Below are 22546 nucleotides of genomic sequence, written 5' to 3' on the forward strand. Positions count from 1 at the left end.
CGCCGCCCTTTTACGCGATCGGAATGCCGGATGTACTCGCTCTAGAGTGCAAGCCACACCGATTTGGTCTCCAAGAAGGCGTCCATACCCTCTTCGCCGAGCTCGCGGCCCCAGCCGGACTGCTTCATGCCGCCGAACGGCATCGTCGGATCGAACATCGCATAGCCGTTGACGTAGACGTTGCCCGCCTCCAGCCGCGCCGCCAACTTGTGGACGGTGTTGACGTTGGTCGAGAAGATGCCGGCGGCCAGGCCATAGCTTGTGTCGTTGGCAACTTCGACCAACTCCTCCACATCGTCGAATGGGGTCGCGACGATGACGGGGCCGAAAATCTCCTCGCGCATGATCGTCGCATCGCGGCCGACATTGGCGAAGACGGTGGGGTTGAGAAAGAAGCCACTGGTTCCCGCGCTGTCGCCGCCGGTTACCACCTCGCCACCTTCCTTGCGCCCGGCCTCGATATAGGAGGCGACGCGGTCGCGCTGACGGGCCGAGATCAGCGGGCCGAGATCGATCCCCTCCTCGAAACCATTGCCGACCTTCAGGTTCTTCGCGACCTGTGCGACGCCGTCCACCACCTTGTCGAACGCCTTGCGCTCCACGAACAAACGGGAGCCCGCGATGCAAGCCTGGCCGCTGTTCATGAAAACCGACATCGCGGCGCCGGGGATCGCCTTCGCCATGTCGGCATCGTCGAACACGATGCAGGGAGATTTGCCGCCCAACTCCAGCGTGATCCGCTTGAGGTTGCCGGCGGACGCGCGGACCAGTTCCTTGCCGACCGCGGTCGATCCGGTGAAGGAAATCTTGTTGATGTCCCCATGGTTTGCCATCGCCGCGCCGGCGTCGCCGCCGACGCCCGGTACGACGTTGAGAACGCCGGCGGGCACGCCGGCCTCCAGCGCCAGCTCGCCGACGCGCAAGGCGCTGAGCGGGGTGATCTCGGACGGTTTCACCACCAGGCTACAGCCCGAGGCGAGCGCTGGGGCGAGCTTGGTGATCAGCGTCGGCAGTGGTCCGTTCCAGGGCGTGATCAGGCCGACGACACCGACCGGCTCGCGGCGGGTATAGGCATGATACTCGCCGGGCAGCGAAATCGCGTTCGACACCGCGCGCCCGACGATCCGCGTCGTGGCGCCGGCGAAGGCGCGCAGCTGCAGCGCCGCACCGGCGACCGCGCCGCGCGACATGTAGAGCGGCATCCCGTTGTCCAGCGTGTCGATATGGGCGAGCTCCTCGGCATGGGCCTCGATCAGCTCGGCGAAGCGCAGCAGGACGCGCGCGCGGGCATCGCCGGTCAGCCCGCGCCAGCGCGCGTCGGCGAAGCTCTTGCGCGCGGCGGCGACGGCGCGGTCGATATCGGCGGCGCGCGCCTCGGCGACATGGGCGATGACCCGCTCGGTGGCGGGATCGATCACCTCGATCGTGCCGCCGTCGATCGAATCGACGCGTTCGCCGTCGATCAGGAGCAGCTGGCGGGTGGTGAAGCGCTGGGCGGTCTGGGTGGCGAGGGTCGGCATGTCCATGTCCGGTCTCCTGGAATGTGAAGCCCCTCTCACGGGAGCGTGTAGGCGACGAAACTGTCTCCGCCGTGCGAGCCGAGTGCCTTGTGCCCGCCCGCCGCGATGGTCACGAACTGGCGGCCGCTGGCCGGCGACCTAAAGGTCATAGGTATCGCGTTTCCCGATTCGGGCAAGGCGCTTTGCCAGAGCAATCGGCCGCTGGCGGTGTCGAAGGCGCGGAAGGTCTTGTCGGTGCTGGCGCCGACGAAGGTGAGGCCGCTCCTCGTCAGCAGCGTGCCGCCGAGCGAGGGCACGCCCATCGGCAGCGGCAGATGGGAGGCGAGGCCGTGCGGGCCATTGTCCTTGCCGGTGCCGAGCGGGCGCGACCAGACGACCTTGCGGCTGGCGAGGTCGATCGCGCTGATCCGGCTCCACGGCGGCTGCTGACAGGGTACGGTGAGGGGCGAGAGGAAGCCCTTGATGTCCACTGCATAGGGCGTGCGGCCCTGCGCCAGATAGCCGGTGAGCGCGGCGCCGCCGTCGCGGCCTTCGCCCATCGGGAAGGCGCCGGCGGCGTTGGCTTGCGCGCGGGGCACCAGCCGCACCCGGTTGGCGACGTAATTGTGGACCATCACCATCAGCCCGCGCTGCGTGTCGACCGAGACGCCGCCCCAGTCCATGCCGCCGAGATAGCCCGGATATTCGAGCGTCGGCTTGAGGCCCGGCGGGGTCATCGGCCCGTCGTAGCGCGACTGCCGGAAGGTGATGCGGCACCACAATTGGTCGAACGGGGTGAGGCCCCACATCCGCGCCTCGGTGAGCGGCGGGCCGGCCATCGAGGGCATGCCGACCGAGAAGGGCTGGGTGGGGGAGAGTCGCTCGCCCGACGCGCCACCCTGGGGGGCGGGCCGTTCGACCACCGGGGCGATCGGCTTGCCGGTGACGCGATCGAGCAGGAATATCTCGCCGCGCTTGGTCGCCTGCGCGAGCGCGTGGACGGTGCGGCCGTTCTGCTGGAGATCGAACAGGGTGGGTTGGGCGCCGACGTCGTAATCCCAGACATCGTGGTGCGTGGTCTGGAAGATCCAGCGCCGCTCCCCGGTCTCGATATCGAGCGCCATCACCGAACTGCTGATCTCGTCGTCGATCGGGCGGCGGCGGCCGCCGAAATAATCGGGCGTGGCGTTGCCGGTGGGCACGTAGATCAGGCCCAGCGCGTCGTCGTACGACATCTGGCCCCAGCTGTTGGGCGTGGCGGGCGTGTAGGTCTCCCCCGGCGGCGGCGCGCCGTGGCGATCAGGGTGGCCGACGTCATAGGCCCAGTCGAGCTTGCCGGTTACCGGATCGAAGGCGCGGATCACGCCCGAGGGCTCGCCCCAGATCTGGTTGTCGACGATGGTCGCGCCGAGCACGATGCGGTCGCGCGCGATCGTGGTGGCGCCGTTGAACCAGTAATAACCGGGCCGCACCTTGCCGAGGCCTTCGGTGAGCTCGACGTCGCCGCCTGCGCCAAAGCCCTTGCAGCGGCGGCCGGTGACGGCGTCGAGCGCGATCAGCCGGGCATCGACGGTGGTGACGAAGACGCGAGTCGCGCAGGGGCCGATGGCGTTCGGCACGGCATAATAGCCCACGCCCCGGCAGGCGCGGAACGGGGCGTGGAAGAGATCGATCTTCGGATCGAACTTCCACAATTCACGGCCCGTGTCGGGATCGAGCGCGACGACGACGTCGGTGCTGTTGCAAATATAGAGCCGCCCTGCCGCAGCGGTCGCGGTCACCTGCAGGCCGTAGGGCTGACTGTCGTGGAAATCGTAGCGCCAGGCGAGCTTGAGCCTGTTCACGTTGGCGGGCGTGATCTGGTCGAGCGCGCTGAAGCGGGTGCCGGCGGGGGTGCCACCCCAGCTCGTCCATTCGGTGCCCGCCGCATCGCCGGCCGTGCCGCCGCCGGGCGCCGCGGTGGCGATCAGCGTCGCGGAATCCGCATTGGGCCAGATCACGGAGGCGCACGGGATCGCCAGCGTCACGAGCGCGACGGCTGCGGCCAATGTGCGGCCGACATCGATGCCGATCGCCGGGCCACCGGTCAGGCGCCTGCGGATCGCGGGGAGGGCGAGCACGGCCGCAATGACTGCGAACATCGGCAGGCGCGGCGCATAGGCCCAGATGTTCATGCCGCCCTCGCCCAGCGCCCAGAGATCGACCCCCAGCAGCAGGGCGGCCGCCACCCACGGCGACCAGCCCGAACGTCGCCACAGCAGCACGCCGGTCGCGCAGAGCGCGAGCCCAAAGAAGATATAGGCTGGCGATCCGCCCGCGATCAGCAGCAGCACGCCGCCTCCGCCGAGCGCGAGGCCGAGCGCCAGCAGGACGAGCGCGATCGAACGAAGCAATAGGGTCATGATGTCTCCGTCAGGCGCCGTCGGCGCTGGTCGACACGAAGCGATCGAGCAACATGCCGATCGTGGTGCGCAGCAGTTCGTCGTGATCGATGGCGGCCGGACGTTCCTCCTCGCCCTGCGCGGCGGCCGCCTTGGCACTCGCGATCGCCACCAGCGCAGAGCCGATCACCGTCATGTCGAGCGCCTGCAGGAATTCGGCGCGCATCGCGGGCGAGACGCCGGCCTCCGCCAGCCGCTCGTCGGTCACCGCGATCGCCAGCGTGCGCGGGCGCGGCTGGCCGAGCATCAGCGGCACCAGATAGGGCCGGTCGATCAGGAGATGACGGAAGCCGACCGCCGCCCGGCCGATCCAGCCGCGCCAGTCTGCGCTCGGCGGCGGCAGGTCGATCGCCTTCAAGGCGGCGCGCGCGACGGCGCGCAGGATATCGTCCTTGCCCTCGAAATGGTGATAGAGCGAGGCGGAATTGACCTTCAGCTCCGCGCCCAGCCGGCGCAGGCTGAGCGCCTCGAACCCGTCGCGCGCCATGATCCGCGCGGCCGTTTCGACCACCGTCTCCTTCGCTATCAACGCTTCTTTCGGCCTCGCCATGGCGATCGTCTGGCGCGCTTTCGATCAAAAATCAAACACTGTTTGGATATTGACTCGAACAACCCAACGGTGTTTGGTTATGGCAACTGGAGGGACTCATGGATATCGCGGACAGCAAGGTGGCACTCGACTCCGACGTGGCCGATCGGCTGGTCGACTATATCCGCGCGGACGGCACCGATCAGGCGGAGAGCGAGCTGCATGTGCCGATCGCGCATTTCATCGATCCCGATCGCGCGGCGGCCGAGATCGCGCTGCTGAAGCGCATGCCGCTGATCGTCGCCCACGTTTCCGAACTCAAGGAGCCGGGCGACTTCCTCACCCGCGAAGTGCTCGGCATCGCGCTGCTGCTGGTGCGCAAGGCGGATGGATCGATCGCCGCCTATCACAATATGTGCCGCCATCGCGGCGGTCGGGTCGAGCAGCGCGAGGGCGGCCGCAAGCCGATCTTCATGTGCCGCTATCACGGCTGGTCCTACAAGGCCGAGGACGGCGCGCTGCACAGCGTGCCCTACGAGGCGACCTTCGGGCCGATCGATTATGCCTGCAACGGCCTCCACCGCTTCCGCGCCGAGGTGCGCCACGGCATGATCTATGTGCGCCTCGCGGACGGGGACGGCACGCCGATCGCCGACTATCTCGGCGCCGAGGTCGATGCCCAGCTCGATCCGTGGAAGCTCGAGGACACGATCATCTACCTCGACAAGACGTTCACCCTGCCGGTGAACTGGAAGCTGGTGATGGACGGCGCGATCGACAGCCTCCACCCGCAGTTCCTGCATCCCAAGCCCGGCGGGGTCGGCTCGCGGGTCGTCACCAACGTCGCGGTGTTCAAGGAGTTCGGCCGCCACGGCAAGCTCTTCCAGCCCCGCGCCAAGCTGCGCACGCTGATCAAGGCGGGCGATCCGCCGGCATCGAGCAGCAAATATGTCTCGTCCCTGCTGATGGTCTATCCCAACGCCATGTTCATCGGCGCGCCCGACCATACCGAGGCGTGGACGGTGTGGCCCTCGCTCACCAATCCGGGCGAGAGCACGATCCGCATCCGCTTCTTCGTGCGGCCCGAGATCCTGACGCCCGAGATGGAGGCGCGGATCAACCTGAGCTGGGACGTGCTGCGCGAGGCGGCGACCGAGGAGGACTGGCCGATGGAGGTCTGGATCCAGGAGAATGCGCTGGCCCGGCCGCAGGGCCATTTCCGCTACGGGCGCAACGAGAAGTCGGCCCAGCACCTGCATCGCCAGTTGGCGAAGGATCTCGACGCGTGACCCTGCACGAAATCCTGCGTTTCTGGGCGAAGCGCTGGCCGGATCGGCTGGCGGTGCGCTGCACGGGCACGGACATCAGCTGGGGCGAGCTCGATCGCCTGAGCGACCGCGTCGCTGCCGGCTTGGCCGGGAGGGACGTCGCCAAGGGCGATCGCATCGGCATCCTGATGCGCAACCGGCCCGAATTCCTCTACACGATGCTGGGCGCGATGAAGGCGGGCGCGGCGGTGACCCTGCTCAACATCCGCTTCACCCCGCGCGAGATGCTGCACCCGATCCGCGACGCCGGCATCCGCTTGATCGTCACCGAGCCGCGCCTCGCGCCCGCGCTCTCCGCCGCCGTCGTCGAGGTGGCGGGGCTGGACGTGATCAGCACCGAACCGTTCGACGACTGGCCGACCTTCGATGTGCTCGGCGACAGCGACGCGCCTGTGCCGGACGTGGCGGTCGGCGCCGACGACGTGGCTTTGGTCTGCTACACGTCGGGCACCACCGGCTTCCCCAAGGGCGCGATGCTGACCCACGGCAATCTGCGCGAATCGGGCATCGCCTGCGCGGTGCCGTCGGGCCTGACCTTCGAGGACCGCATCCTCGTCTCGCTGCCGCTCGCCTACACCTGGGGCAGCTGCCAGTATCTGCGCGAGGGGCTGGCGATGGGGGCGACCACCGTCGTGATCGAGCCGACCTCGGATCCCGACCGGATGATCGACGTGCTGGAGCGGGAACGGATCAGCGTCTGGTCCGCCGTCGTCGTGCTGTTCGAGAAGATCGCGCAGAGCCCGCGCTTCCGCACCGCCGATTTCTCCGCGCTGCGTGAGGCGGTGACGGGCGCGGCGTCCGCGCACCTGCTCCAGACCTGGCAGTCGATCGGCGTGCGGGTGACGCAGGCCTATGGCCTCACCGAGACGGGCGGCCATGCCACGCTGTTGTTCCAGGAAGATGCGATCCGCAAGCTCGGCTCGTCGGGTCGCGCGATCATGGGCATGGAACTGCGCATCGCCGACGATCGGGGCGCGGCGCTGCCGGCGGGCGAGGCGGGCGAGATACTGCTGCGCGGCCCCGGCGTGATGAAGGGCTATATCAACGACCCGGCGGAGACCGCCAAGGCCATCCAGGACGGCTGGCTGCGCACTGGCGACACCGGCGTGGTCGACGAGGAGGGTTTTCTGCGCGTCGTCGATCGCACCAAGGACATGCTGAAATCGGGCGGGCTCAACGTCTATCCGGCCGAGCTGGAGCGCGTGCTGGCGGGCGTTCCCGGGCTGGAGGAGTTCGCCGTCATCGGCATCGGCGATACGCGCTGGGGCGAGGTGCCGATGATCGTCGCCCACGGTGCGCGGGCGCTCGATCTCGCCGGGCTGCGCCTGCGCTGCACGGAGGAGCTGGCCGACTACAAGCGGCCCCATTATGTCGTGGAGCATGGCAAGCCGCTGCCGCGCACCGTCTCGGGCAAGATCCTGAAGCGCGATCTGCGGGCGGTCTATGCGGCGGTGCCGGAAGGCGCGATCCGACTGAAGGCCTGATTCCTTACTGGGCGGTCAGGCCGCCGTCGATCACCAGCTCGGTGCCGGTGACGTAATCGGCGTCGTACGACAGCAGGAAGGCGATGCCGGCGGCGATCGCGTCCGGCCCGGTCGTGCGGCGCAACGGGATCGCGGCGGCGATCGAGGCGGAATCGCCGCTGGCGTCTGCGCGGGCGGTGGCCTGCATGTCCGTCTCGGTCACGCCGGGATGAACGGTGTTGACCCGGATACCGCGCGGGCCGCCCTCGATCGCCAGCGACTTGGTCATCAGTCGCATGCCGCCCTTGCTCGCCCCGTAGGCGGTGGTGCGGTTCGATCCGATCAGGCCGCTGATCGACGAGACGTTGACGATCGCGCCGCCGCCCTCGCCAAAATGCGCGAACGCCGCGCGGCAGCCGAGGAAACAGCTCGTCAGGTTGACGTCGATCTGGCGCCGCCAGTCGGCGATCGACAATTGCTCGACCAGCGCCAGCACGACGATGCCGGCATTGTTCACCAGGCCGTCGACCCGCCCGAACGCCCCGGCGGCGGCGCGCATCACCGCCTCCCATCCCGCCTCGTCCGTGACGTCCTGCGCCAGGGCGATCGCGTCCGCGCCCGCCGCCCGCAAGTCCGCCGCACGCGCCTCGACCGCCGGGCCGTCGATGTCGGTCAGGCAGACGCGCGCGCGCTCGCCGGCAAGGCGTTCGGCGGTGGCGAAGCCGATCCCGGCGCGCGAGGCGGCACCGGTGACGATGACGGCGCGCCCCGCGAGGCGATCGGTGGAGGGGTTGCGCATCGGGTCTCCGGGATCAGGGCAGGATTTCGGCGAGCTGCGCCTGCACGTCGAACAGAGCGGGCAGGATCTCCTCCTGGACGCGCTCGGGCGTGCCGCGCGAGACGTGCAGGCCGACGTTGATCGCCGCGACAGTGCGGTTCGAGAGGTTGCGGATCGGCACCGCGACCGAGCGCGATCCGATCTCCAGCTCCTGATCGATATAGGCGTAGCCCGCCGCGCGGATGCGATCGAGCTCGGCCATCAGGTCGTCGATGCCGGTCAGCGTCCGTTCGGTGAGCTGGGTGCGGTCGCTCGATTCGAGGATGGCGCGCGCGCGGTCGGCGGGTAGCGCCGCCAGCATCGAGCGCCCCAGCGTCGAGCAGTAAGCGGGCAGGCGGCTGCCGGCGTGGAGCCCGGCGCCGACGATGCGGTTCTGCGCGGAGCGCGCGATGTAGATCACGTCCTTGCCGTCCAGCACCGCGGCCGAGCAGGATTCCTGCAGCCGGTCCGACAGTTGGTTGAGCGTCGGCTGGATCAGGCGTGGCAGCGAGGCGGCGAGGTAGGAATGGCCGAGCCGCAGGATGCGCGGCGTCAGCTCGAAATAGCGATCGTCGGCGGCGGCATAGCCGGCTTCGACCAGCGTCAGCAGGCAGCGGCGCGCGGATGCGCGATCAAGCCCGCTCTGCCGCGCCACCTCGGCAATGGTCAGGCGGTTGCGGCCACGGCCGAACGCCTCGATCACCGAAAGGCCCTTGGCGAAACCGCCCATACGATCGACGTCACGCAGCGTTCGTCCGCTGGCTGCCTCGTTTTTGTCCGCCATCGCGTTGCCGCTATCGATGTGATCCATTCGCCCCTCTGGAAATGCTTCGTGCGATTATTGCACGCACCCCGGCCAGCGACCAGTCACTTCTCGCCGCGCAGCAGGATGTCGGCGGCGCGCCAGGCGATCGCCATCACCGGCGCCTGGGTGTTGCCGGCGAGCATGAAGGGGAAGACCGAGGCATCGACCACGCGCAGGCCATCGATGCCGCGTACCTTCAGCGCGCCGTCGACCACCGATGCCGCGTCCGATCCCATGCGGCAGGTGCCGCAGGCGTGGTAGTTGCCGTAACCGAAGCGGCGATAGGCCTCGAAGATTTCGTCGTCGCTTGCGAACTGCGCGCCAGGCCGCGTCTCCTCGATCACCATGCCGCCCAGCGGTGCCTGCGCGACGTAGCGGCGTGCGTAGCGCACCAGCATCGGCACGCTCGCTTGGTCGCGCTCGTCGGCGGCGTAGCGGGCGGTGATCGTCGGCAGGTCGGCCGGATTGGTCGACCGGATCAGGATGGAGCCGCGCGAATCCGGCCGCAATTTGTAGACGCAGATGTTGAAGCCGCCGAACGGCTCGACGCGTAGCGATGTCGCGTTGTAATCGAAGCTGTAGGGGGACATGAGCATCTGCCCGTCGGGGATCGGCTGATCCGGGCTGGTCTTGAACCAGGCGCCCATGTCGTAGGCGCCGCCGGTCATCGGCCCTTTATGCTGCGCGAAATAGCGCAGCACCGAGCGGACGAGCCGGGCGCCGCGATAGGATGCGTTCTGGGAGAGGGCGTCCGCCACCTTCCACTGCATGACGATGCCGCGATGCTCGGACAGGTTGGCGCCGATGCCCGGCGCATCATGTACCACGGTTATGCCGAGCGACCGCAGATGCTCGGCCGGGCCGATGCCCGAGCGCTGCAGGATCGCGGGCGAGGCAATCGTGCCCCCGCAGAGCAGCACCTCGCGCTTCGCGACGTAGCGCACCGTCTCGCCATCCTTCGTGCCCAGCACGGCGACGGCGCGGCCATTCTCGACGGCGATCCTGTCCACCACCACGCCGGTGACGACGGTGAGGTTGCGCCGCCGCCGCGCGGGGCGGAGGAAGGCGGTTGCGGCGGTCACGCGCCGGCCGCGCCAGATGGTGCGTGGGGCGTAGCCGATCCGCTCGCCGTCCTGCGGATCGTTGACGTCGGCCTCGCGCTTCAGCCCCAGCGCCTCGCCGGCGGCGATCATCGCCTCGGTCAGCTTCGTGCGATAGTCGGAGAGCGAGATGCGCAGCGGCCCCTTGCCGCCGCGTACCGGCCCGGCGCCGAGCTGGTGCCCCTCGAGCTCGCGATAGGCCTTCGCGATATGCTCCCAGCGCCAGTCTTCGCCGGCCAGCCCGGCGAGCTTCTCGTAGTTCGCCGCCTCGCCGTGCACCCACACCATGCCGTTGACGGCGGTGGAGCCGCCCAGCACGCGCCCGCGCGCCCAGCTTTCGCCGACGTGGTTGGAGACTGCCTCGGGCTCGGTCATGAACGGCCAGAGGTAGCGCGGGTTGAACAGGATCTTGCCCAGCCCCTTGGGCATCGTGATGAAGGGGTGGGCATCGCTGCCGCCCGCCTCCACCAGCAGCACCCGCGTCGCTGGATCGGCGGACAGGCGGTAGGCCAGCACGCAGCCGGCCGCACCCGCGCCGACGATCACATAATCATAGTCGCTCACATGCGATCCCATTGTTTGCCGATATGCGGAATGCCGCGCTGTTCATCGAAACGGTGCAGCATGGTGCGCTCGATCACGGCCGCGCCGGCCGCGCGCACCGCGCCGATCTCGCGCAGCATATCGACATGGAGGCGGAAGGGGAGGGGGTGATCGCCCGCCGTCATCGCGATCGCCTCGGCCAGCTCCAGCGCGCGGGCGATCAGCGTGTCGTGCGCCACCACTTCGTTGATTAGGCACCAGTCGAGCGCGGTCGCTGCGTCGACGGGGAGGCCGGTCAGCATCATCTGGCGCGCGCGGCGCACGCCGATCGCATCGGTCAGCAGCATGCCCTGGCCCCAGCGCGGGAACAGGCCGACGCGGCCGTGCGTGTCGGCGAAGCGCGCCCGGTCGGAGGCGATGGCGAACCCGCAGCTCAGCATCATCTCCAGCGCGCCGGTGATGCAGGCGCCGTTAATCGCGGCGATCACCGGCTTGGCGACGCGGCGCAATGCGACGCCGGGATTGGGCTCGACCGGCGCGGCGCGCCCGGCGATGGTCTCGCGCAGATCGACGCCGCCACTGAACGCCGGGTCCGCGCCGGTGAGGACGATGACGGATATCGCCGCATCCGCATCGGCCTCGGCGAGCAGGGCCGCGAAATCACGCCGCATTTGGCGGGTCAGCGCGTTACGCGCATCCGGCCGGTTGAGGATCACGACGCGCACCGCGCCGCGATCCGCGATCAGCAGCGGATCGGTGCGGCCGTCGATCAGGTCGGCGATCATCGTCATGCCGCCGCCTCCCGCCAGTCGGGGATCGTACAGGCGGCGACATAATCGCGCCGCAGGCGGGCAACGAGTTCGGCGACGTCAGGGATGTCCGTGATCGTCTCGATCCCCTGTCCGGCGCTCCACAGCTCGCGCCACGGCCGCACGCCCTCGGGCAGATGATCGTGGCGGCGATGGCCGGGCGAGGCCGGCAGGTCGGCCGGATCGAGGCCGTGGCGGGTGAGCGAGGGGATCAGCCAGTTGGCGTTCACCCCGGTCACGCGGTCGGTGTAGAGCAGGTCCGCCAGGCCGCCTTCCACCAGCATCGCCTTGTACGCCGCGTCGGCGCGCGCCTCTTGCGTGGCGATGAAGCGGGTGCCGAGATAGGCGAGGTCCGCGCCCAATATCTCGGCCGCGCGGATTGCGGCGCCGTTCGACACGCTGCCGGCGAAGACGATCGTGCCGTCCCACATCGCGCGCACGCGCGGCAGGAAGGCGAGCGCGTTGAGCGTGCCAGAATGGCCGCCGCCACCGCTGCCGATGCAGACGAGGCCGTCGACGCTGGCGGAGATCGCCTTTTCGGCGAAGCGCAGGCTGGTGACGTCGTGGAAGACGATGCCCCCGCGATCGTGAATGGCCTTGGTGAGATCGGTCGGGTTGCCCATCGCGGTGATGAACAGCCGCACGCCGCGCGCGACGCAGAGATCGAGATCGGCGATCAGTTCGTCGAGCGGGCGGGAATTGATCAGGTTGACCGCGAGCGGGCCGATCGGCGCGCCGGGATGCGCCGCAGCATGAGCATCGAAATCGCGGCGGAGATCATCGAGCCAGCCGGCGAACTCTTCCGAAGTGCGGGCATTGTGGCGGGGCAGGCCCGCCATGATCCCGGCCTTGCACGCCGCGCCGACCAGCTCGGGGCCGGACACCGCCATCATCGGCGCACACACCGCAGGCAGGACCATAGCTGATCGCCAATCCGGATGCAGCGCCATCCCGTCTCCTCCGGCTATCGCAATGTGCGATAACCGCTCGTATGTTGCTATATCGGACTCTTGCGATCGGGCAAGCCCTGCGTCAAGGGGATATCATGCTCGTCGGGATCGTCTCGGATATTCATTGCCAGGCCGGTGCTCTGGCGGTCGCTCTGGAGCGAATGGGGCCGATCGACCGGCTGTTCGCGCTGGGCGACATCATCGACCAGTCGCGCTTCTCGGCGGAGGTCGTGCGGACGCTGCGCGCCCGCGATGCGGTGGTTCTCAGGGGCAATCACGACGAAAGCTTCCTTTGCGGGCCGGGCGCGGCGGCACGGCGGGCGGCGGTGGCCGAACAGGACGATCTCACCTGGCTCGAAACACGGCCCGATCGGGCCGCGCTGACGCTGGAAGGCAAGCGGCTGCTGCTCGTCCATTCGACGCCGTGGCCCTCCGATCATGCCTATGTGACGCCCGCGCATCCGCTCTTCCCGCGCTTCGCCGAGGCGGATGCGGATATCGTCCTCTACGGCCACACGCACGAGCCGGTGGTGCGGCGGCTGGGCGGGATGCTGGTCGTCAATCCGGGCTCGATCGGCCACGGACGGCCGACCGATACCGGCTTCGTCCGCAGCTTCGCGCTACTCGATCTGCCGAAGGGCGAGGCGCGGATCGTGGATCTGGACTAGCGCACTTTCGGCAACATGCCAGCCGCGTCCTTGAACTTCTCGCGCAGGATCACCTTCGAGATCTTGCCCGATGCCATGCGCGGCAGCGGCTCGGGCTCGATCGCGACGTAGCGGGGCACCTTGTAGTTGGCGAGGTGGGCGTTGCAGTGGGCGATGATCGCGTCGATCGTCACCCGCGCGTCGCCGTGCACGACGGCGAGCGGCGTCTCGCCGAACTGGTCGTCTTGGGCCGAGAGCACCACCACCTCCTCGACGCCAGGCACCTCGGCGATCACGCTCTCCACCTCCATGGCGGAGATGTTGAGGCCGCCGGAGATGATGATGTCCTTGATGCGATCGATGAAGGTCAGGTTGCCGCGCTCGTCGAGCACGCCCTTGTCGCCGGTGTGGAGCCAGCCGTCGCGGAAGGTCTCGGCGGTGGCCTGCGGGTTGTTCCAATAGCCTTGCGAGAGCGCGCCGCTGCGGATCAGGATCTCGCCCGCGGTGCCGGCTGGGGCGAAGCCGCCATCCTCGCCGCGGATCGCGAATTCGGTGAAGATCGCGCCGGGGCCGCATTTCTCGGGCTCGGAGAAGGCGGTCTCGTCGCGCGCCGCCCAGGCGCCGCCGGCCTCGGTGCAGCCGTAGGCGGGACGCAGCACCACGCCCTTCTCGCGATAGGCCTGCAGGATCGCCGGGTTCACCCGCGCGCCGCTGATCTGCGCGAAGGCGATGGTGGAGAGGTCGGCTGCGGCAAACTCCGGTAGCGCCGCGATCCGCTCGAAGAAGATGGTCGAGGCGAGGAAGGTGGTGATCTTCTTCTCTTGTAGCAGCTTCAGTGCCAGTTCCGGCGTGAAGCGGCTTTGCGTGTAGATCGTGTTGCCGACCGAGAGGAACTGCATCAGCAGCAGCGTGCCCGACGTCGAGCTGTAGGGGCCGGCGGCGAGGATGCTGCCGCCATTGCCGGTGCGCGGCTCCATGATCGCGAACTCGGCCGCGTAGGTCATGATCGATCGGTGTGAGTAGACCACCCCCTTGGGCGTGCCGGTCGATCCGCTGGTGCCGATGATGAAGACGGGCTCGTCGGGCTCGGCATGGTGGAGCGTGCTGGGCGCCGGGGCGGTCGCTTCGCGCAGCGGGCGGATGACGTCGAGCGAGCGCAGCTTGCCGGCCTCGTCACCCAACGCCTCGCGCGCGGTCCCGGCGCGATCGGCGTCGGTGAAGAGCAGCGACGGCGTCACGGTGTCGAGCGATCCGCGCAGCTCGCGTGCGCTCGAGCGGAAGCTCAAGGGTGCGTGGATGCCGCCCGACAGCATGATCGCGACGATCAGCACCGCATAATCGAGCGTGTTGGCCGCGCAGATCGACACGCGGTCGCCCGGCCTGATGCCGTCCGCGATCAGCGCGGCGGCGACGCGCGAGGACCAGGCGCTCAAATCGGCGTAGGTCAGTTCCTCGCCGTCGAAATCCACCGCGACACGGTTCGGATGCTCGCGCACCCACCAGCGGAAAGCGCTCGTGACCGTGAAGCCCATCTCAGAGCGTCTCCTCGCTGCCGAGCAATCCGGTGCTGCTGACGATGTCGCCCGGTCCGCCGGTGACCAGCGACAGCTTCGCGCCCGGCACCTGGTTGACCGAGGTGCCGCGGATCTGGCGCACCGCCTCGGGGATCAGGCCCATGCCGTGGATGAAGCCCTCGGCCAGATCGCCGCCCGACGTGTTGATCGGCAGCTTGCCGGTCGGCGCCACGAAATTCTCGAAGGTGCAGAAGTCGCCCGCTTCTTCCGCCGTGAAGAAGCCGTGGTCGATCATCGATCCGATGCCCATCGACGTCATGTTCATATAGACCTGCGCGACATCGACATCCTTCGGGCCGTAGCCCGATTCCGCCCACATGCGCTGCGCGAGCTCGCGATGGCCGGCGGTGCCGTAATAAGGCCGCCAATTCTCTTCGAGCGCGCCGCCGCCTTCCATCGTGCCCATCGGCGCGGAGAGGATGTAGGCGGGCTTCTGCTTCAGATCCTTGGCGCGCTCGGCCGAGACGACCAGCACGCAGGCGGCGCCGTCATTCTCGCGCGAGCAGTCGAACAGGCGATAGGGCTCCGAGACCAGACGGGCATTCTCGTACACAGTCTCGTCCATCTCGGTCATGCGGCCGTAAGCGCGCGGATTGTTGCGCGCATGGTGGTAGGAGGCCTCCACCGCCGCCCACAAAGCCGAGCGCGGCACGCCGTCATGCTCCATCAGTCGCTGCGCACGCAGCGCCAGGATCTGCGCGGGGGATTCGAGGCCGTTGACCAGATATTGCGAGGATGTGTCGTTCTGCGCCACCACGACGCGCAGCCGCTGGCTGTTATTCTCCGCCATCGATCGATAGACCGCGACAATCTCGGCCTGGCCCGACAGGATCGCGCCGGTCGCGAGGTTGAGCGTAGCAGGCAGCGCGCCGCCATGGAACCAGGCGAGCGAGGCGAAGCGCAGGTTGCGCGTGCCCAGCGCCGGCATCAGCTTGGCCGGGTCGCTCCGCTCGGAGGCGTAGGAGACGAAGCCGTCGATGTCGCGCACGTCGATGCCGGCATCGTCCGCCGCCGCCGTGATCGCGCGCAGCGCCAGCTTCAGCTCCGGATCCGGCGACGTGCCGCGCTTGTAATAAGGGGTCTGGCCGATGCCGGCGATGGCCGCGGCGCCGCGAAACTTGCTCACACACTCTCTCCCGGCGCTGGCTTAGGAAACGATCGCCCAGGTGACGGACGGATAATGCTTGGTCTTGGGCGAGGGCGGCAGGATCGTGCCGCGCACCTTGGCGCCGATCGCGGCCCGGCTGTCGTCGCCGGTCAGCACGCCCATCACGCGCGCGCCGCCCGCCTGCGGAAGCTCGACCACCAGCGACACGTAGGGCACATCCTCCTTGCGCTCCATCACGCGATCGAAGGCGTACCAGCTGCGCGTCCATGAGAAGATCGCGCCTTCCAGCGTGACCGGTGTCCACGCGAACTCCCACGATCCGCACTGGCCGCAGCGGAAATGCGCGGGCCAGGTCCAGTGGTCGCACGATGCGCAGCGCGGCAGGCGGAACTCGCCCTCCTCAAGCCAGCGCCAATATTCATCGTCGGCCTCGATCGCGCCGCTGATCTTGTGCTGCAGGAAGCTGTAGGTCACGCCTTCGCCTCCGCATCCCATTCGAGGTGCACGTCGGAGAGCGCCATCACGCCGCCCATCCGCCATTTCGGCTCGGTGCCCGGCTTGATCCGGAAGCGCGGAATGCGGCGAATCCATTCCTCCGCCAGCACGCGCATCTCGGCGCGGGCCAGGAAGTTGCCGACGCAGGTGTGCGGACCGGTCGAGAAGGCGACATGGGCGCGATCCTGCCGGTCGATGTCGAACTTCGTCGGCTCGGGGTTGCGGCGATCGTCCATGCCGCCCAGCATCAGCGGGCAGGCGACCATGTCGCCCTCGCGGAAGGATACGCCCTCGAAGTCATAATCCTTTTTCACCACGCGCGTCTGCTGCACGATCGAGAAGCGGCGCAGCGCCTCCTCGACGAAATCGGTCGCGGAATCGGGATCGTTCGCCAGCCGGCCCTGCAGTTCGGGATGCTCGGCGAGGAAGCGCCAGGTGAAGGTCAGCGTGTTGGCGACGGTGTCGAGGCCCGCGATGAACAGCAGGAAGCCGATCGAATCCAGCTCCTCGTCGGTCAGCGGGCGGCCCTTCACCTGCTCCTGGACGAGTTTGCTCATCAGGTCGTCCTGCGGCTCGGAACGGCGGCGCGCGAAATAGTCGCGCATCGTCTCGATGATGATGTTCTGCAGCTCTATGCGCCGCTCGACGGTGGTGCCGCCGAAATATTCGTGGACGATGTCGCGGAACTGCTCGAACCGGTCGAGCGGCAAGCCCATCAGCTCCATGAAGACCGAAACGGGGAAGCCCGCGCCGACATCCTCGGTGAACTCGCAGCCGCCGTTCGCGATCACCTTGTCGATCAGGTGGTTCGCCCACCAGCGCAGCTTGGGCTCCAGCGCGGCGATATGCTTGCGGTCGAAATGCCGCATCAGCGCCATGCGGTAGCCGAGATGCTCGGGCGGATCGAGGTTGAGCGGGATCATCCGGTTGTCGCTGTTGGACTTGGGGATGTCGAGCTCGCGGTTGGAGAAGTGATCGGTGTCGCGCAGGATCTGGGACATCAGATCGTAGCGGGTGACCACCCAGAAGCCGCCTTGGCGGGGGCTGTAGAAGATGTCCGGCGCATCGCCGTGTAGGCTGGTGAGATCGAGCTGCGGATCGTCGGTGACCCGCGCGTCCGCGAAATAGTCGTAGTCGACGATCTGTTCGTCGCGGACATGATCCGGCACGCCGTGCCGGGAGATCGTAGCCATCTGCACCTCCAAAGGGCGAGGGGCGCCACCCTGCGGCGACACCCCCCTAATACGCACACGCCCCGAGCCGAAAAAGCGGCTCAGTAGTGATAGGTGATCGATCCGCCCACCGAACGCGGCTCCGCCCACACCTGGCGGCTGGCAAGCGGATCGGTGAAGTTGGCAAGCCGGTAATTCTTGTCGGTCACATTGGTGGCGTACACGGACAGATCGAGCTTCTTCGAAGGATCGGTCCAGGTCGCGCGCAGGTTGAGCACGCCATAGGCCTTCTGTGGCAGCTGCTTCACCGCATCGAAGTAGAAGTGGCTCGAATAGAAGTAGCTGCCGTTCACCACCAGGCGACCGTCGGCGAGGTCAAAGCCGTAGTCGGCGCCGATCGTGCCCGAGAAGCGGGGCGTCTGGAGGACCGGGAAGCCGCTGGCGGGGATGTTGACCACGCCGATCGCGCCGGTCGTGGGATCCTGCTGATAGCCGATCGCATTGTCGAAGCTGTTATATTTCGCGTGGGTCCACGCACCGCTCAGGTTGATGTTGAAGTCCGGCGTGACGGCGTAGGCGAGCTCGCCATCGACGCCGTAGATGTGCTCGGACGCGGCATTTTGGGTGATGCTGGTGCCGTTTGAGCCATAGGACGCCACCTGCACGTCCTTATAATTGTAGTAGAAGCCGGCGATGTTGAAGCGCAGGCGGCGATTGGCGATCTTGTAACCGACCTCGTAGGCGTCGATCTTCTCCGGCTTCACCGGCGTGAAAGTCGGATCGAAGGCCGATCCCGGCAGCGCGCCCGACTTGTAGCCCTTGGTGTAGGACGCATAGACGTTGGACTGCGGCGTCAACTGGTAGCGGATCACGCCGCGCGGCGAGAAATTGTGGAACGAGGCCTTGCCTGACAGCCCGGCGAGCGGACCGGCCGGATAGGCGAGCTTGAGGTCGTCCTTGCTGTAGCGCAGGCCGCCGGTGACGAAGAGATTGTCCAGCACCTCGTAGGTGGCGTCGGCGAAACCGGCGTAGGACCGGGTGGTGTTCTTTGAAACGAAGGCGTTCACATAGGGCGCGCCGCCCAGGCTGAGATTGTAGTCGTAGGTGTCGGTCGCCCAGTAATAGAAGGCGCCGAGGACCCAGGAGAGGCGACCGCCAGGCTTCGACGTCAGGTTGATTTCCTGCGTGAACTGCTTGTCGGGGATGGTCCAGGCCGAATCATCGATCGCAGCGGGCGTGGCGTCATAATCCAACGCCTGGTTGACGCTGTCCTTGCGGTAACCGGTGTAGGAGGTCAGGTCCGCCCAATCCATCTTGAGCGCGCTGGTGAGCGTGACCGAGTTGGTCTTGACGGTGTTGAAGCTCGGGCCGTTCACCGAGACCTCGTTGGGCCGGGTCGCGATGACCAGCCCGGGGATGACGTTGCCCGTGGTGATCGGCCTGCCGTCCGGCCCGACGCGCGCGTTGACCGCGTTGAGCAGCGGATCGTCTGCATAGGTGTGGGCGTAGGCGAGCGTAAAGCTCAGATTGTCGGTCGGCGTCCACAGCACCTTCGGGCGTACCGACCATTTGCGGAACGCGCCGAAATGATCGTCGCCATCCGTGATGTTGGTGATGTAGCCGTTGCCGTGCTCGTAGGAGGCCGACAGGCTGACCGCGATCGTCGAGGTAATGCCGGTGGTGCCGTAGAAGGCGGCCGTCGAGTGATCGAACGACTCGTAGCTGAGCTTGATGAGGCCCTGCGTCTCGTGCGACGGCGTCTTGGTGGTGATCTGGATCGCACCGCCGGTCGCGTTGCGGCCGAACAGCGTGCCCTGCGGACCCTTCAGCACGCTGACATTCTCGACGTCGATCAGATCGATGTCGGACGAGGTCGGGCTGGAAATGTAATAGCCGTCGACGTAGATCGGGATGTTCGAATAGAGGCCGGGGCCGGCGACCGAGCTGCCGATGCCACGGATCGAGGGCTGCACCGTGTTGCCCGAATAGTTGAGGCGCAGCGCCGGCACCGCTTGCTGCAGCTGGGCGACGGCGGTGATGCCGGACTTGGCGAGCATCTGGCCGGTCACCGCCGAGATCGAGATCGGCACGTTCTGCAGCTTTTCGGAGCGCTTTTGCGCGGTGACGACGATCTCCTGGGTGGAGCCGGTGTCGGCGGCCGCCTGCGGCGCGGGGGCAGCGGCCAGTTGCGCAGCTTGGGCATGCGCCGCGGTGGCCAGCGCGGCGGCGAGCAGGCCGGTGCCGGCGCGCAGCGAGACGCGGTTGAAACGGTTTTCAGGCGATGCGGTCGATCGAGACGTCATGGGCCTCCCCCTCGGGTTATTTTGAGCGTTATTCGCTCATGCGTTCGTTGTTCGGCCAAACCCATAGGTCGGGCGGGATCGGATTGTCAATCGCGTGTTGAAGCGATCCGCGAAGCATCAAGAGATGTTGCCGGTTCGCCACGGCACCGGCGAGCGGGTCAGAACAGCCCTTCGAACGCGCCGCCATCGTTGACGATATTCTGGCCGGTGACGTAGCCCATCTGCGCCGCGCACAGCATCGCGATGAGGTCGCCGGCTTCCTTGGGATCGGCGAGTCGACCGGCGGCGGTGCGCTTGCGGACCTCGGCCTCCACCGTCTCGTAGGTCACGCCCTTCGCCTTCGCCCGCTGGCCGAGCGCGTCACGCAGCGCTTCGGTGTCGATCAGGCCGGGCAGGATGGAATTGATCGAGACGTTGAACGGCGCCACCTCGCGCACCAGCGACGCGATGGCTCCGGCCAGCGCCAAACGCGCCGCGTGCGAATGGCCGACGCCGATTTGCGGAAACTTGATGAAATTGGCCGAGACGTTGACGATCCGCCCGAAACGGCGATCGCACATGCCCGGCGCATACGCATGGATCAGGTCGATCGCCGAGAAGAAATGCGCGTCGAACCAGCGAATCCATTCCTCGCGATCGAGCTCCCGGTAAGGGATCGGGCGCTGCGGCACCCCGGCATTGGTGACGAGGATGTCGGCCGCCGGCCGCTCGGCGATCAGGTGAGCGCGGCCTTCGGGACTGGTGAGGTCGGTGGCGACGAAGCTCACCTCCGCCCCGGTCGCGGCAGCGATCTCGGCGGCGACCTGCTCCAGCGTGGCCGCCGTGCGCGCGACCAGCGTCACCCGCGCGCCCTCCGCCGCCAGCCGATCCGCGGCGGCGCGGCTGATGCCCCGGCTGCCGCCGCAGATGATCGCGTGTCTGCCCGCGACGCCGATGTCCATCATTGCTCTCCCTTGGTCGCGGCGGGATCCGGCCCGCGCAGGATTTCGAGCCGGTGGATGCCGGAACTCGCGATCGCCCAGCCATCGGCCAGGCGTATGTAGGTCTCGTGATAATGGCCACGCCCGGCGAGCAGCAGCGTGCCGTCGGGTGCCCGCAATTCGTCGGACATCGCCCAGATGCCGGTGGCGTGCGATTCGTCGATTACGTCGATCTCCGGCATATGGCCGTGATGGACGGTGCGCAGATGCTCGATCGCAGCGCGAACCATCGCCATCACCGCCTCACGACCGTGGACGAGCCATGGGGGCGAGGGCGGAGGTGGCGACCAGTCGCCGGTCCACGGGTCGCGCGTACTGCGGCTGTAGGTCCGGTCGAACACGATGTCCGGCGCGAACACCGTCTCCAGCCCCGCCCAGTCCTTCGTATCGACGCAGCGGAAATAGCGCGCCTTGAGTGCCTTGATTTCCTCAATCGCGATCAGCCGCTGCAGCGGGTCCGTCGTCATGTCCTTGCTGCCTTTCCCGATTGCCGATAGCCAGCGATTCGATAAAGCGCAAACGTGCGAAGATCGACCATAAAGCTAATTCTATGGCGGGCGATCGCGCGTGGCTTGACAGTCGCCCCCTTCTCCTTGAATGAGCATATATCGAACATGCGACCGTTAATCGCACAAAATGGTCCCGCAGCCACGAGGGGAGCGGGAGAGGGAAGGGCTTCGTGCGTCGAACCGTTGAGCCTATCGTTATGGGAAGCTACCCGCCTGCCGGCGGCATGGCGTGCGGCGAGGGTGTCACATGCTCGATGAACTGAAGGCGCTGGAGCCGTTCCGGGCCGAAGTGCGCGCGTGGCTCGCCGCGAACCTGCCCGCCGACTGGCAGCAGAAGATGCTCGGGGCTCCGGAGGAGGAGCATGTCGCCTTCCAGAAGGCGTGGTTCCGCGCGATGATGGCGGGCGGCTACGGCGCGCCTCACTGGCCGAAGGAATGGGGCGGCAGCGGCTTTTCCTTCGCGCAGCAGATCGTGCTCTACGAAGAGATTGCCCGCGCCGGCGCGCCGCGCCTGATCCTCTATTTCATCGCGCTCCACCATGTGCCGGGCACCCTGCTCGAATGGGGCACGCAGGCGCAGCGCGAGCGACACCTGCCCGCCGTGCTGACCGGCAACGAAATCTGGTGCCAGGGCTTCTCCGAGCCCAATGCGGGGTCCGATCTTGCCAGCCTGCGCACGCGGGCCGAGCGGCATGGCGACGTCTTTGTCGTCAACGGCCAGAAAACCTGGTCGTCCAACGCACATCATGCCGATTTCTGCCTGCTGCTGGCGCGCACCGATCCGGCGGCCGCCAAGACGCGCGGCATCTCCTATTTCATCATGGACATGAAGGCGCCGGGCGTGACTCTGCGCCCGATCAAGCAGATGACCGGCGCCTCGCATTTCAACGAAATCTTCCTTGATGATGTAGAGATCCCGGCCGAGAACCTGATCGGCCCGGAACATGGCGGCTGGGCGGTGGCGCAATCCACGCTCTCGTCCGAGCGCGGACTGTCCGTGCTGGAACTCACCGAGCGGATGCGCGTCGGCTTCCGGATGCTGCTCGAATCCGCGCAAGCCGAGGGGCCGGCGGGCGGGCGGCTGATCGACGACGACGAGATCCGCCGCAGGTTGGTCGACATCTACGCGCGAATGCAGGCGCTGCGGCTGCTGGTGAACGAGTTGCTGACGCAGGCGATGCGCGGAACAAAGCAGGGCACCGAACCTTCGATCATCAAAATCTATTACAGCGAGCTGCTGCGCGACTTCACCGCGCTGGGCGTCACGCTGGGCGGCGTAGCCGGACAATATCTCCAGCCCGTCCTGATGGGCGGTGCCAACGAGACCGGCTACTGGATGCAGGACTATCTGTATTCCTGGGCCTGGACGATCTCCGGCGGCAGTTCCGAGATCCAGCGCAACATCGTGGCGGAGCGGGGGCTCAAGCTCCCGCGCGAGCCGCAGCCGGCGGCTGCCGGCCAAGGGGGATAATCG

Annotated in this window: 19 protein-coding genes; 4 read left to right on the plus strand and 15 right to left on the minus strand. The window is 67.6% G+C overall.

What is annotated here, in order from left to right:
* Positions 1-41: 41 nt before the first annotated feature.
* From HZF05_RS06420 to HZF05_RS06430, 3 genes are read right to left on the minus strand one after another with little or no spacing between them, the layout of a single operon-like run.
* The gene (locus HZF05_RS06420; protein ID WP_246331645.1) at positions 42-1526 is read right to left on the minus strand and encodes an aldehyde dehydrogenase family protein; all 1485 of its coding nucleotides are present in this window, start codon (positions 1524-1526) and stop codon (positions 42-44) included.
* Positions 1527-1555: 29 nt separating this feature from the next.
* Positions 1556-3901, minus strand: coding sequence for a membrane-bound PQQ-dependent dehydrogenase, glucose/quinate/shikimate family (locus HZF05_RS06425; RefSeq protein WP_160363534.1), 2346 nt, complete (start codon positions 3899-3901; stop codon positions 1556-1558).
* A 10-nt stretch (positions 3902-3911) separates the two neighbouring features.
* Positions 3912-4490 carry a TetR/AcrR family transcriptional regulator gene (locus HZF05_RS06430; RefSeq protein ID WP_160363535.1) on the minus strand — a complete coding sequence of 193 codons (579 nt, stop codon included), beginning with the start codon at positions 4488-4490 and terminating at the stop codon, positions 3912-3914.
* 98 nt (positions 4491-4588) lie between these two features.
* On the opposite strand from HZF05_RS06430, the gene HZF05_RS06435 reads away from it, so the two are divergent.
* Positions 4589-5758, plus strand: coding sequence for an aromatic ring-hydroxylating oxygenase subunit alpha (locus HZF05_RS06435; RefSeq protein WP_160363536.1), 1170 nt, complete (start codon positions 4589-4591; stop codon positions 5756-5758).
* Positions 5755-7281: an AMP-binding protein gene (locus HZF05_RS06440; RefSeq protein ID WP_160363537.1), complete on the plus strand. Its 1527-nt coding sequence runs from the start codon at positions 5755-5757 to the stop codon at positions 7279-7281. Before HZF05_RS06435 ends, HZF05_RS06440 begins: the two co-directional genes overlap by 4 nt.
* A gap of 4 nt (positions 7282-7285) precedes the next feature.
* Here the strand turns inward: HZF05_RS06440 and HZF05_RS06445 are convergent, their stop codons facing one another.
* The 5 genes from HZF05_RS06445 to HZF05_RS06465 are packed head-to-tail and all read right to left on the minus strand — an operon-like array spanning position 7286 to position 12284.
* A complete protein-coding gene (locus HZF05_RS06445; protein ID WP_160363538.1) occupies positions 7286-8059 on the minus strand; it encodes an SDR family NAD(P)-dependent oxidoreductase in 774 nt (257 codons plus the stop codon).
* A gap of 13 nt (positions 8060-8072) precedes the next feature.
* Positions 8073-8888, minus strand: coding sequence for an IclR family transcriptional regulator domain-containing protein (locus HZF05_RS06450; protein WP_220129727.1), 816 nt, complete (start codon positions 8886-8888; stop codon positions 8073-8075).
* Between the two features lie 56 nt (positions 8889-8944).
* Positions 8945-10546, minus strand: coding sequence for a GMC family oxidoreductase N-terminal domain-containing protein (locus HZF05_RS06455; protein WP_160363539.1), 1602 nt, complete (start codon positions 10544-10546; stop codon positions 8945-8947).
* Positions 10543-11316 carry an enoyl-CoA hydratase-related protein gene (locus HZF05_RS06460; protein ID WP_160363540.1) on the minus strand — a complete coding sequence of 258 codons (774 nt, stop codon included), beginning with the start codon at positions 11314-11316 and terminating at the stop codon, positions 10543-10545. Before HZF05_RS06460 ends, HZF05_RS06455 begins: the two co-directional genes overlap by 4 nt.
* Positions 11313-12284: an NAD(P)H-dependent flavin oxidoreductase gene (locus HZF05_RS06465; RefSeq protein WP_160363541.1), complete on the minus strand. Its 972-nt coding sequence runs from the start codon at positions 12282-12284 to the stop codon at positions 11313-11315. The genes HZF05_RS06460 and HZF05_RS06465 overlap by 4 nt, the downstream gene beginning before the upstream one ends.
* Before the next feature lie 95 nt (positions 12285-12379).
* Here HZF05_RS06465 and HZF05_RS06470 point away from each other — a divergent pair, with 95 nt between their 5' ends.
* Positions 12380-12952, plus strand: coding sequence for a metallophosphoesterase family protein (locus HZF05_RS06470; protein WP_160363542.1), 573 nt, complete (start codon positions 12380-12382; stop codon positions 12950-12952).
* Here HZF05_RS06470 and HZF05_RS06475 read toward each other — a convergent pair.
* The 7 genes from HZF05_RS06475 to HZF05_RS06505 form a co-directional block, all read right to left on the minus strand.
* Positions 12949-14463, minus strand: coding sequence for a class I adenylate-forming enzyme family protein (locus tag HZF05_RS06475; RefSeq protein ID WP_160363543.1), 1515 nt, complete (start codon positions 14461-14463; stop codon positions 12949-12951). The two genes, HZF05_RS06470 and HZF05_RS06475, sit on opposite strands and share 4 nt — an antisense overlap.
* A gap of 1 nt (position 14464) precedes the next feature.
* Entirely contained in the window at positions 14465-15631 is a 1167-nt protein-coding gene (locus HZF05_RS06480) for a thiolase C-terminal domain-containing protein (RefSeq protein WP_160363544.1), read from the minus strand.
* Positions 15632-15652: 21 nt separating this feature from the next.
* Positions 15653-16087, minus strand: coding sequence for a Zn-ribbon domain-containing OB-fold protein (locus HZF05_RS06485; protein WP_220129729.1), 435 nt, complete (start codon positions 16085-16087; stop codon positions 15653-15655).
* Positions 16084-17301 carry a cytochrome P450 gene (locus HZF05_RS06490; protein WP_160363545.1) on the minus strand — a complete coding sequence of 406 codons (1218 nt, stop codon included), beginning with the start codon at positions 17299-17301 and terminating at the stop codon, positions 16084-16086. Before HZF05_RS06490 ends, HZF05_RS06485 begins: the two co-directional genes overlap by 4 nt.
* An 80-nt stretch (positions 17302-17381) precedes the next feature.
* Entirely contained in the window at positions 17382-19583 is a 2202-nt protein-coding gene (locus HZF05_RS06495; protein WP_160363546.1) for a TonB-dependent receptor, read from the minus strand.
* Between the two features lie 158 nt (positions 19584-19741).
* Positions 19742-20524: an SDR family NAD(P)-dependent oxidoreductase gene (locus tag HZF05_RS06500; RefSeq protein WP_160363547.1), complete on the minus strand. Its 783-nt coding sequence runs from the start codon at positions 20522-20524 to the stop codon at positions 19742-19744.
* On the minus strand, positions 20524-21030 hold the full coding sequence (locus HZF05_RS06505; protein WP_160363548.1) for a nuclear transport factor 2 family protein: 507 nt from the start codon (positions 21028-21030) through the stop codon (positions 20524-20526). Before HZF05_RS06505 ends, HZF05_RS06500 begins: the two co-directional genes overlap by 1 nt.
* 289 nt (positions 21031-21319) lie before the next feature.
* Here HZF05_RS06505 and HZF05_RS06510 point away from each other — a divergent pair, with 289 nt between their 5' ends.
* Entirely contained in the window at positions 21320-22543 is a 1224-nt protein-coding gene (locus HZF05_RS06510) for an acyl-CoA dehydrogenase family protein (RefSeq protein ID WP_160363549.1), read from the plus strand.
* Positions 22544-22546: the final 3 nt, after the last annotated feature.

This window comes from Sphingomonas chungangi (assembly GCF_013778325.1).
Taxonomy (GTDB): Bacteria; Pseudomonadota; Alphaproteobacteria; order Sphingomonadales; family Sphingomonadaceae; genus Solisphingomonas; species Solisphingomonas chungangi.

What these genes read in the sequence shown, in the direction of transcription:
- HZF05_RS06490 (WP_160363545.1), bottom strand. Translation starts at nt 17,301, where the DNA reads ATGGCTACGATCTCCCGGCACGGCGTGCCGGATCATGTCCGCGACGAA.
- HZF05_RS06510 (WP_160363549.1), top strand. Translation starts at nt 21,320, where the DNA reads ATGCTCGATGAACTGAAGGCGCTGGAGCCGTTCCGGGCCGAAGTGCGC.
- HZF05_RS06465 (WP_160363541.1), bottom strand. Translation starts at nt 12,284, where the DNA reads ATGGCGCTGCATCCGGATTGGCGATCAGCTATGGTCCTGCCTGCGGTG.
- HZF05_RS06500 (WP_160363547.1), bottom strand. Translation starts at nt 20,524, where the DNA reads ATGGACATCGGCGTCGCGGGCAGACACGCGATCATCTGCGGCGGCAGC.
- HZF05_RS06420 (WP_246331645.1), bottom strand. Translation starts at nt 1,526, where the DNA reads ATGGACATGCCGACCCTCGCCACCCAGACCGCCCAGCGCTTCACCACC.
- HZF05_RS06435 (WP_160363536.1), top strand. Translation starts at nt 4,589, where the DNA reads ATGGATATCGCGGACAGCAAGGTGGCACTCGACTCCGACGTGGCCGAT.
- HZF05_RS06450 (WP_220129727.1), bottom strand. Translation starts at nt 8,888, where the DNA reads ATGGATCACATCGATAGCGGCAACGCGATGGCGGACAAAAACGAGGCA.
- HZF05_RS06430 (WP_160363535.1), bottom strand. Translation starts at nt 4,490, where the DNA reads ATGGCGAGGCCGAAAGAAGCGTTGATAGCGAAGGAGACGGTGGTCGAA.
- HZF05_RS06425 (WP_160363534.1), bottom strand. Translation starts at nt 3,901, where the DNA reads ATGACCCTATTGCTTCGTTCGATCGCGCTCGTCCTGCTGGCGCTCGGC.
- HZF05_RS06495 (WP_160363546.1), bottom strand. Translation starts at nt 19,583, where the DNA reads ATGACGTCTCGATCGACCGCATCGCCTGAAAACCGTTTCAACCGCGTC.
- HZF05_RS06505 (WP_160363548.1), bottom strand. Translation starts at nt 21,030, where the DNA reads ATGACGACGGACCCGCTGCAGCGGCTGATCGCGATTGAGGAAATCAAG.
- HZF05_RS06460 (WP_160363540.1), bottom strand. Translation starts at nt 11,316, where the DNA reads ATGACGATGATCGCCGACCTGATCGACGGCCGCACCGATCCGCTGCTG.
- HZF05_RS06475 (WP_160363543.1), bottom strand. Translation starts at nt 14,463, where the DNA reads ATGGGCTTCACGGTCACGAGCGCTTTCCGCTGGTGGGTGCGCGAGCAT.
- HZF05_RS06445 (WP_160363538.1), bottom strand. Translation starts at nt 8,059, where the DNA reads ATGCGCAACCCCTCCACCGATCGCCTCGCGGGGCGCGCCGTCATCGTC.
- HZF05_RS06470 (WP_160363542.1), top strand. Translation starts at nt 12,380, where the DNA reads ATGCTCGTCGGGATCGTCTCGGATATTCATTGCCAGGCCGGTGCTCTG.